Genomic DNA, 10256 nt, shown 5'->3' on the forward strand with positions numbered 1-10256 from the left:
GGCATGAGCATCGCGGTTGCATTTGAGAAGGCCCGGGCCGAGGGGCGGGCGGTGCTGGTCGGGTGCATGCCGGCCGGGTTCCCGACCGTCGACGGCAGCATCGCGGCGATGAAGGCGATGGTCGAGTCCGGCGTCGACGTCATCGAGCTGGAGATTCCTTACAGCGACCCGGTGATGGACGGCCCGGTGATCCAGAAGGCCAGCGACATCGCGCTGGCCAACGGGGTCCGGGTGGCCGACACGATGAAGATCGTCGAGGCCGTCGCCGCCACGGGCGCCCCGGTGGTCACGATGACCTATTGGAACCCCATCGAGCAGTACGGGGTCGACAGGTTCGCCCGCGACTACGCGGCGGCCGGCGGCACCGGGCTGATCACGCCGGACCTGATCCCGGACGAGGCGCACGACTGGCTGGCGGCATCCGACGCGCACGGGCTGGACCGCACGTTCCTGGTCTCGCCCTCGTCGACGGACGCCCGGCTGGCGATGACCCTGGCGCACTGCCGCGGCTTCGTCTACGCCACCGCGCTGATGGGCGTCACCGGCGCCCGCGAGCAGACCTCGACGGCGGCGCCGACCCTGGTCGCGCGGATCCGCGCGGTCAACCCGGACCTGCCGGTCGGGGTGGGTCTCGGCGTACGCGACGGCGCCCAGGCCGCCGAGGTCGGCTCCTTCGCCGACGGGGTGATCGTCGGCAGCGCGTTGATCCGTTGCGTGCTGGAAGCTCCCGACGAGGCGTCGGGCCTCGCGGCCCTGCGCTCGCTGTCGGCGGAGTTGGCAGCGGGTGTGCGGGCGGTGAAGCGCTAGCTAGCCGGCTAGGCCGACCACTACGTCCTGGCCGCGCACGTCGACCGTGTCGGCGGCGTCCGGATAGTCGGGCTCCGTGTCGCGGTCGACCCGGCACACCACGCCGGAGCGGCCGGCCACCGCGTCGGCGATCGCCATGCGGGTGGTCGGTGTCATCGGCTGTGGCAGGTCCTGCGGGTCGTGCCAACTGAGGCGACAGATCCGGCCGGGCGCGTTGACCAGCGCCTCGCCGTTCGCGTGGCACCGGAACACGTGCACCACGAGATCGGGCAGGCCCTGGCCGCACAGCTCGTACAGGCCGACCAGATCGATCATCTTGACATCCATGCCGGTCTCTTCGCGGATGTCGCGGACGGCTGCGTGGATCGGACTCTCGTTCTCACGGACCTTCCCGCCGGGCAGCCCCCACCGGCGGTGTCCCTGGCTCTGCTGGCAGAGCAGCACGCGGCCGGCGTCGTCGGTGACGATCGCTCCGACCGCGGATGTGAGGGAGTTCATACCCCATCAAGCTACGCCGCTGGCGGGTTAACGTCAGCCATCGTGCGGTCGTCGAGCGGGATGCGTGCGGTGTCCGGATAGATCCGAGACGAACCCGGGGTGCCGTCAGCACCATGCGCGACGGTACCGTGTTGTCCCGTGACCCTCGCCGCGATTCCGAGCCCCACTCACGCCGTGTGGCAGATCGGCCCGGTTCCGATCCGGGCATACGCCCTCTGCATCATCCTGGGCATCATCCTCGCCGCCGTCGTGACCGAGCACCGGCTCCGGGCTCGCGGCGCGCACAAGTGGGCGGTCCTCGACGTCGCGGTCTGGGCGGTGCCGTTCGGCATCATCGGTGCCCGGATCTACCACGTGATCACCTCGCCCGGCGCCTACTTCGGTGAGGGCGGTGACCCGCTCGAGGCGTTCATGGTCTGGAAGGGCGGCCTGGGCATCTGGGGCGCGGTGGCCGGCGGTGCCGTCGGTGCGCTGTTCGCCGCCCGGCAGCTAGGCATGCCGCTGACCGTGGTCGCCGACACGCTGGCGCCCGGCCTGCCGCTGGCGCAGGCCGTCGGCCGGCTCGGCAACTGGTTCAACAACGAGCTCTACGGCCGGCAGACGACGCTGCCGTGGGGCCTGCAGGTGCACGAGATGGACTCGGCCGGCCAGCCCACCCTGGTCGACGGCGAGCCGGTGCTGCGACCCGGCCTCTACCAGCCGACCTTCCTCTACGAGCTGGTCTGGAACGTGCTGGTCGCCGGCGTCGTGCTGTGGCTGGACCGCAAGTTCAAGTTCGGCAAGGGCCGGGCCTTCGCGGTGTACGTGATGGGCTACACGCTCGGCCGGTTCTTCGTCGAGATGCTCCGCGACGACACCGCCACGCACATCCTCGGCGTGCGGATCAACGTGTTCGTCGCCGCGCTCGTCTTCATCGGCGCGCTCGTCTACTTCCTGCGGGTCAGCGGCCCCCGCGAATACCTGGTCCCGATCGGCCTCGACGCGCCGGTCCCGGCGCAGCGCGACGGCGACATCTCCACCGTCGACGTCTCCGCGAAGCCGGCCGAGGCCGCCATCCCCAGCGCCTACCGGGTGGTCACCGAGGAGCAGTTCAAGGCCTACCAGGAGACCGGCGCCGTCCCCGACACGGACGAATCCGTCACCACCCCGGAGGGGGTCGACGCGGAGACGGACGACGAGTCCGACGCCGTCGGCACCGACCGCGCGGATGATGCTGGACACGACAGCGACACCACGGCCGCCGGCGCGGGCGGCCGCGCCGACGACCGCTGATCCGACCGACCACCCGGAGAGGCGGTACCGATGCGTACGGCCGTTGTGGTGGGCGCCGGAATCGGCGGCCTGGCGGCGGCCGGCGCGCTGGCCCGCGCCGGCTGGCAGGTCACCCTGTTGGAGCGGGCGGACCGGGTGCGGCCCGGCCGCACCGCCCTCGTGCTGTGGCCCAACGGCATCCGCGCGCTGCGGGCCCTGGGCCTCGGTGACGGCCTCGACGCGATCGGCACCCCGCTCGGCGAGACCGGTGTCCGCCGCCCCGACGGCCACTGGCTGGTGCAGCCGCGCCCGATGGCGGCCCACCGCGGGCCGGTCGTCGTGCACCGCGAGGACCTCCACGACGCGCTGATCGCCGGGCTCGGCGACCAGGTCGACATCCGCACGGGCATCCGGGTCGACGACGTGCGCACCGGCGGCACCGAGCGCCCCGCCGTGACCGCCGGCCGGCAGTCGTTCGCCGGCGATCTGGTGGTCGCGGCCGACGGCACCGACAGCGCCGTCCGCGCCCGGCTGGCGCCGGAGTCGGCCGTGGTCAGCTCCGGCTGCACCGCCTGGCGCGCGGTCATCCCGTGGTACCGCGCGCCGCAGGACATCGCCGGCCGGGTCGGCGGCGAGACCCTCGGCGCCGGCTACCGGTTCGTGGCCGCCTCACTCGGCGAGCGCGGCTCGTCCGGCGGGTCCACCCGGGGCGGCGTCTACTGGGTCGCCACCGCGGCCGGCGCGCCGCGACCAGAACCCCCGGCCACCCAGCTCGGCCTGCTCCGCCGGTGGTACGCGGGCTGGCCCGCGCCGATCGCCGACCTGCTCGACGCCACCGAGCCCGACGACCTCGTCCAGCAGGAGGTCCGCGAGCTGCGGCCGCTGCCCAAGGCATACGCGTACGCGTCCGGGCCGGGCGGCGTCGTGCTGCTCGGCGACGCCGCGCACGCCATGCCGCACCACCTCGGCCAGGGCGCCTGCCTCGCGTTCGAGGACGCCGCCACGCTCGCCGGCGCCGTCCGCGACGCGTCGACCGGCCTGCCGCTGCGCCGCGCCATCGAGGGCTACGACCGGGAGCGCCGGCCGCGCGCCGCGACGATGGTCCGGCAGACCCGGCGGATGTCCGCCGTCCTCCAGACCCGCGGCCGGCTCGCCCTGCGCGCCCGCGACGCGGCCCTCGGCCAGATCACGCCGCGGCTGCTCGGCAGCGCCGCGAGCACCGCCGCACAGTGGCGACCCCCCGCGTGACCGAGTGGTAAGCGGCCGAGCAACCCGATCGAGGGGGCCGAACGTGCCATGACCATCGGGCGGATTGGCGGGCAGACTACCGGCTACCGGACAGGGGGTCTTGCGTGGGCGACGACGGGTCAACGGCGGTCGACGGGCAGCGCCCGGTACGCGCCGAGGCCTGCCTGCTCGGTCCCGTGCGGCTGCTCGCCGACGGTGTCGAGGTGCCGTTGCGGCCGTCCGCCCGCGACCTGCTCGGCCTGCTCGCGCTCCGTCCAGGTGAGACGGTGCCGACCGACCAGATCGGCACAGCACTGTGGACGGTTCCCCGGCAGCGCGGTGCGGGCGCCGGCGACCGACTCACGGAGGCCACCGACGCGCTCGCCGCGGCGCTGACCGGCGCGGGCTGCCCACAGACGCTCGGCCGGATGCCGGACGGCCTGGTGCTCCGACTACCCGGCCGGGCCGTCGACGCCAGCCGGTTCGGCCACCTGTTGCGCCGGGCCCGCGAGCTGATGACCGACGGCGACCTGGCCGGCGCGTCCGCCCGGTTCGCCACCGGGCTCCGGCTCTGGCAGGTCGACTTCGACGGCGACCCGCTGGCGGGCAGCACCGTCAACCCGCTGGGCTGGGTCCAGGCCGAGCGCACCCGACTGGTCCAGATGCGGGCCGCCGCGACCGAGGACCGCTGGGAGTGCCTGCTGCGCCGGGTCGCCGCGGCGCTGACCGCGGCCGGTGCGCCGGCCGCCGACCCGGACGCGGTCGCCGCGGGCACGGCCGCCCTCGCCGCCGCGGGGGAGGCGGTCACCGAGCTCGAACGCGCCGTGGGCCGCCACCCGCTCCGTGAGCGCCTCTGGGAACTGCTGCTCACGGCCACCGCGTTCGCCGGCGGCCGGAGCGCGGCGGTGCGGGTCTACGACCGGGCGGTGCTGGCCATCGCCGACAACCTCGGCGTCGAGCCCGGCCGGCGGCTCGGCGAGATCGCCGCCCTGGTCCGCTCCGGTGGCCTGGCCACCTGGTGGGAGCAGCCCGAACCGTGCCCGCATCCGCCGCCGGCGACCACGCCGGCGCGCACCGGACTGCCCGTGCCCCTGACGCCGCTGATCGGCCGCGACCGGCTGGCCGCCCGGGTCGTCGGGCAGCTCGCCGACCACCGGCTGGTGACGCTGACCGGGCCGGGCGGCAGCGGCAAGACCCGGCTCGCCGTCGCGGTGGCCGCCGGCCACGCCCCGGTCTGGTTCGTCGACCTGAGCGTCGTCGAGGACCCGGCGCGGGTGGCGGTGGCCGTTGCCGGCGCGCTCGGTGTCCGCGACGAGCCGGGGCGGGCGATCGCGGACACCCTGGCCGACGCCCTCGGCGCCGGCGACGGGCTGCTGCTGCTCGACAACTGCGAACACGTCCTCGGCGGTGCCGCCGAGCTGGTCACCGTGCTCCTCGACCGCTGCCCGATGGTGCGCGTCCTGACCACGAGCCGGGTCGCGCTGCGGCTGCCCGCCGAGGTGACCGTGCCGGTGCCGCCGCTGCCCGGTCCGGCGCTCGACGGCGAGCACACGATCGCCGGGTTGGCCGCCCATCCGGCCAGCCGGCTGTTCCTGGAGCGCGCACGGGCCAGGTCCGGCCGCCCGGTGCCGGAGTCCGACGCCGGCGCGGTGGCCCAGCTCTGCGCCGAGCTCGACGGGCTGCCGCTGGCCATCGAGCTCGCCGCCGCGCGTACCCCCGTGTTGTCCGTGCCGGAGATCGTGGCCCGCCTGCGTGCCGACCACAGCGTGCTGCGCAGCCCGGACCCGACCGCACCGGCCCGGCACCGCACGGTCGCGGCCGCCGTCGAGTCCAGTGTGGACCAGCTCGACCCGGCCGCCCGGCGGCTGTTCGACCGGCTCGCCGTGTTCGCCGGCGGGTTCGACGCCGAGGCGGCCACCGCCGTCGCCGGCCCGACCGCCCCCGACGGCCTGGCCGCGTTGGTCGAAGCCTCGCTGGTCGAGCGGCAGCGGCCGGGCGGCGACGCCCGCTACCGGATGCTGGTGCCGATCCACCGGCACGCGCTGGCCCGGTTGCGCGGCGCGGGTGGCGAGAACGACGCCCGGCTGGCGCATGCCCGGCATTTCCTGACGCTGGCCGAGCGTGCCGACGGCGGGCTGCGGGGCTCGGCGCAGGGCTGGTGGCTGGGTCGCCTCCGGCGCGAGGCGGCCAACCTGCGCGCCGCGATGAGCTGGCTGGCCGGGCCGGGTGCGGCCGACGACCCGCACGGCGACCTGCGGCTGGCCGGCGCGCTGGCCAACTACTGCCGGCTGGAGGGCTACTACCGCGACGGCCGGAGGTGGCTGGTCGACGCGCTCGCCCGGCACCCGGACGCGCCCGCGGTGCTGCGCGCCCGCGCGCTGGCCGGCGCCGCGATGCTGGCCATGCTGCTCTGCGACTACCCGGCCGCGGCCGGCGACGCGGCGGCGGCCCGCAGCGCCTGCCGGGCCTCCGGCGACCCGCTCGGCGAGGCCAGGGTCGAGCTGACGCTGGGCTCGGTGGCACGGGAGCGAGCGGAATACAAGGCATCCGCGGCGCACCTCGACGCCGCCGCCCGGCTGTACGACGTGCACGGCGACACCTGGGGCATCGCCCAGTCGGCCATGCTGCGCGGCTTCACCGCCTGGCTGGCGACCGACCTCGACCGCGCGGAGGCGAAGCTGCGCGTGGCCCTCGACGGCTTCGAGCGGCTCGGCGACCCCGAGGCGGCGGCCACCGCGCTGATGAACCTCGGCGCGGTCGCCCTCTACCGGGGTGACGGCGACCGGGCGGCCTCGCTGCTCGACACCGCCCTCGACCGGTTCACCGCGCTGGGCTTCCCGGAAGGACTGGGCTGGGCGCACAACCTGCGTGGCCTCGTCGAGCTGCGTGCCGGCCGGACCGGCCTGGCCGTGTCCCACCTGATCCGCAGCCTGGCGACCCACCGCCAGGTCGGCGACCGCTGGCGCACGGCCAGCGTGCTGGAGGCGTTGGCCGAGGCGGCCCGGGTCGTCGGCGCGGCCGAGCGCGGCGCCGCGTTGCTCGGCGCCGCGGCGACGATCCGTACCGAGCTCGGCACCCCGGTGCCGGCCTGCGAGCTCTACGACCTGGCCGCGACGGCCGCCGGCCTGCGCACCCTGCTCGGCGCGGAGGCGTACGCGCAGGCGCACGGCGAGGGGCAGACGGCGAGCCTGGACACCCTGGTCAGCACGCCCGTGGAGGCGGCGGTGCCGGCGCTGCCCAGCGCCGCTACGGCAGGCCCGGCGGCAGAGCCCAGCTGAGCGCCGGGTCCGGGGTCAGGACCAGCCTGGCCGGCACCTCGGCGCGGGTGCCACAGGCCGGGCAGGTGCCGGCGAGCGTGCCCGCGAACCACTGCTCGATCGGCCCGTAGGAGTCGTCGTCGACGTGGCTCCAGCCGACGGCTCCCTCGACCGGGACGTCGCCGCCGCACGCGCCACACCGCGCGGCGCGCCCGGCCCGTTCCGGCCAGGCGCGGCCGGACACCGGGGTCGGGCGACCGGGCATGAGCGCGACGACTTGCCCGTCCGACATCCGGGCCACGAGCCCGGACGGCCATGGCCGATCGAGCGGGCGGCCGGGGTCGCGCAGGTCCGGGCCGAGCGGGTCGGTCCGGGCCGGTGGGTCGCCGGCCAGGACGGCCCGGGCGAGGTCGCGATGCCAGTCCGCCGCCCGGGTCGCGGCTATCAGCCCGAACAACTGCTCGAGGTCGGTGGCCTGACCGTACGGGAGGGCGGCCAAGCGGCGCAGGAGATCGTCGGCCGGGCCGCGGCGGACCGGGCCGGTCGGGCGGCCGTCGCGCAACCAGACCACCGCGCGGTCCAGGGCGTAGGGCCACGCGCGGCCGGGCACGAAACGGGGCCGGGGACCGTCGGGCCCCGGCGCGAACGACAACGGTGCCCGGTCGTCGTCGGTGAGCGCGCGCAGCCACGCCCGTGCGGCCCGGCGGGCGCGGTCGACGATGCGCCGTTCGACGGTCTCCGGCAGGTCGGGGTCCTCGGGTAGGGCATTGCCGGGCACCGCCGCCGCCAGTGCCGCGCGGTAGGCGGCCTCCTCGGCCGGACGCATCGCCAACCGCAGCAGCCTGGGCCAGGCGTCCGGGGGCAGCGTCTCCCGGACCTCCTCGACCAGGTCCTCGCCCGCGCGGACCAACTGGAGCAGCGGGCCTGGCGGGGGTGCGTCGACACCGGCCCGCACCAGGTCCGCGAGCAGGCGGTGGACGACCCCGGTGAGCGAGACGGCCCGCCGCGCCGCGACGATCGGCCCGCGTTCCGGGTCGATGGCGACCGCCGCCGGGTCGCGCCGGCCCTGCTCGGCCGCGGCGGCGAGACCGACCCGACGCGCCCAGTCGAGGTCGCGGGCCAGCGCGGCGCCGGCACAGTCCCAGGCGGCCCCGATCTTGATGGCGTGCGGGTCGGTGTGCCAGAGGTTCTCCTCGCCGTCGAGGGCCCTCCGGAGCAGGTCGTCGTGTCCTCCGGCGAGCCAGTGGCGGACCAGGTCGAGCGCGTCCGACTCGCCGTTGTCGTAGGCCGCGGCGACCACCGGCTCGAGGGCGGCCACCGCCCAGCGCAGCACCTCGCGGAGCAGCCGGTCGGTGTCGGCCGGGTCGGGGCCGGCGGGCGGGACGGGGCTCTCCGGTGCGGCCAGCGCCCGGTCCAGCGACCACCGCTCGCCGTCATTGAGGGGGTGGCGCCGCCAGCGGAGCAGCGGCTCGCGCAGCTCCGGGACGTGGGCGAGCAGCTTCTTGTGTGCCAGCAGGCCCGACAGCGCGGCGTCGTCAGGCTCGACCAGCATCCGCAGGCCGATCGCCGCGGCCACCTCGGGATCGTCCACGTCGGTCAGCGCCTGGGCGGCGTCCCGGCGCAGGTAGCCGGCGGGCTCGCCCAGGAAACCGACGAGGGCGACCCGGTTGTCCCGGTCGTGCCGGCGCCGTGCCAGGCAGGACAACAGCATCGCCCGGGCGGCCGGGTCCCGTTCGACGTCGGCCGCCGCGATGAAGGGCCCGCTGCCGACGTGTGGTGCGAACCGCAGCGCCCGCGCCGCCACGAGCCGGACCTCCGGCGCCGGGTCGTCGCGGAGGAGACGCAGGCACAGGTCCCGGTCGGGGCGTGGCCCGCGCAACCCCTCGACCCGAACCGCCGGATCCGGATCGACCAGGAGCGCGGACGTCAGCTCTTCCGGCCGATGGCCGGACAGCACCGCCCGGGCCGCGCGCAGCCTCAGCCGGCCCTCGGTGCTCGCGGCCAGCTCCCGGCGCAACGGCTCGTACGGGCCGCCGAGGTAGTAGAGCAGCGTGGCGACCCGGTCGTCGTCGTTGGCGAGGTCGGTGACGGCGGCCCGGACGCGCGGGTCGAGCTCGCTGCGGCGGCGCAGGATCCGGCCCAGCGCCTCGGCCGCCGCGTCGCCGACGTGCTCGTACACCTCGGCCATCCCGCCCTCGGTGCGCACCTCGCTGCTGTCGTGCAGCGCGAGGTCGAGCAGGTCCTCGAACAGCCCGACCTCGCCCGAGGTCGAGGCCCGCCGGACGGCGGCGAGCCGGGCCGCGTCGTCCGGGTCGTTCAGGCGCTCACGCAGCGACATGCCGCCACGATAGGCAGCGCTGTCGATGGCGCTCTAGAGCGCTGGGACCGCGGCGGGCTCGGCGATGCAGGCGGTGGCGATCCGGCGGAAGCCGACGCTCAGGTAGACCCGGGCCACGTCGTTGTCGCTGGCCGACAGGAACACCAGCCCGGCGCCCGAGTCGAGCGCGTGCCGGGCCAGCGTCAGGGTCAGCGCCGCGCCGAGGCCGCGACGGCGGAACGTGGGCAGGGTCGCCACGCCGGCGATCTCCACCACGTCGCCCGCGCGCATGCCGATGCCGCTGGCCACCGGCCCGGCGTCGGCGAGCTCGGCGACGGCGGTGAACCGGCGACCCTCGCGGATCGCCTGGCGCTCGCCCTCGACCGAGCCAGGGTCGGCCTCGACCCGGACGGCGTCGCGCTCGGCGGGGCCGCCCGCGCCCCGGTCCGTGCCCGGTGTGCCGAAGCCCACCTGCGCGACCGCGCGGGACAGCTCCAGGTCGGCCGCGAAGGCGTCCGACGCCGGGTCGAGCAGCCGCACCCCGGCCGCCGGCTGCGCGGGCAGCGCGGCGGGGTCGAGCACCATCAGCGGTGCCTCCAGCACGGCCAGCCCGGCCGAGCGCGCGACCGCGAGCAGATCGGGGGTCGTCTCGTGGACCCACTCGAACGCCTCGGGAAGGCCCAGGTCACGCTGCCGCTCGCGGGCGGCCATGATGTCGGCCGCCGACGGGGGGTCGCCGCCGTCGAGGCGGGGACGGGCGTAGAACGGCCAACCCGCACCCTCGCGGACGAACAGGACAAGACCGCCGAAGTCTTCAGCTCGCGCCGTGAACCGGGGCAACGCGTCGTAGAACGTCTCTAGGCGGTTCAGGAGGGCAGGATCGGGGGTGGTCATCGCGC

At 76.2% G+C, this 10256-nt stretch carries 7 protein-coding genes; 4 read left to right on the forward strand and 3 right to left on the reverse strand.

The window, feature by feature from the left end:
* The first annotated feature begins 3 nt into the window (after positions 1–3).
* Complete coding sequence (trpA, locus tag BLV39_RS13140; RefSeq protein ID WP_090790617.1) at positions 4–807, forward strand: tryptophan synthase subunit alpha; 804 nt, start codon at positions 4–6, stop codon at positions 805–807.
* Here trpA and BLV39_RS13145 read toward each other — a convergent pair whose 3' ends face one another.
* A complete protein-coding gene (locus tag BLV39_RS13145) occupies positions 808–1305 on the reverse strand; it encodes an NUDIX hydrolase (RefSeq protein WP_090790619.1) in 498 nt (165 codons plus the stop codon).
* 138 nt (positions 1306–1443) lie between these two features.
* Between BLV39_RS13145 and lgt the strand changes: the two genes are divergently transcribed.
* The 3 genes from lgt to BLV39_RS13160 all read left to right on the forward strand — a co-directional run bounded on the left by lgt (position 1444) and on the right by BLV39_RS13160 (position 7061).
* On the forward strand, positions 1444–2577 hold the full coding sequence (gene lgt / locus BLV39_RS13150) for a prolipoprotein diacylglyceryl transferase (protein WP_239083912.1): 1134 nt from the start codon (positions 1444–1446) through the stop codon (positions 2575–2577).
* A 30-nt stretch (positions 2578–2607) separates the two neighbouring features.
* The gene (locus BLV39_RS13155) at positions 2608–3804 is read left to right on the forward strand and encodes an FAD-dependent monooxygenase (RefSeq protein WP_090790621.1); all 1197 of its coding nucleotides are present in this window, start codon (positions 2608–2610) and stop codon (positions 3802–3804) included.
* Positions 3805–3908: 104 nt separating this feature from the next.
* Positions 3909–7061, forward strand: coding sequence for an AfsR/SARP family transcriptional regulator (locus BLV39_RS13160; RefSeq protein WP_090790623.1), 3153 nt, complete (start codon positions 3909–3911; stop codon positions 7059–7061).
* On the opposite strand, the gene BLV39_RS13165 is transcribed toward BLV39_RS13160, so the two are convergent.
* Positions 7030–9378, reverse strand: a complete 2349-nt coding sequence (locus tag BLV39_RS13165) for a hypothetical protein (RefSeq protein ID WP_090790625.1) — start codon at positions 9376–9378, stop codon at positions 7030–7032. The two genes, BLV39_RS13160 and BLV39_RS13165, sit on opposite strands and share 32 nt — an antisense overlap.
* A gap of 33 nt (positions 9379–9411) precedes the next feature.
* Positions 9412–10251, reverse strand: a complete 840-nt coding sequence (locus BLV39_RS13170; RefSeq protein ID WP_090790627.1) for a GNAT family N-acetyltransferase — start codon at positions 10249–10251, stop codon at positions 9412–9414.
* Positions 10252–10256 lie beyond the last annotated feature (5 nt).

This window comes from Asanoa ishikariensis (genome assembly GCF_900107455.1).
GTDB classification, from domain to species: domain Bacteria; phylum Actinomycetota; class Actinomycetes; order Mycobacteriales; family Micromonosporaceae; genus Asanoa; species Asanoa ishikariensis.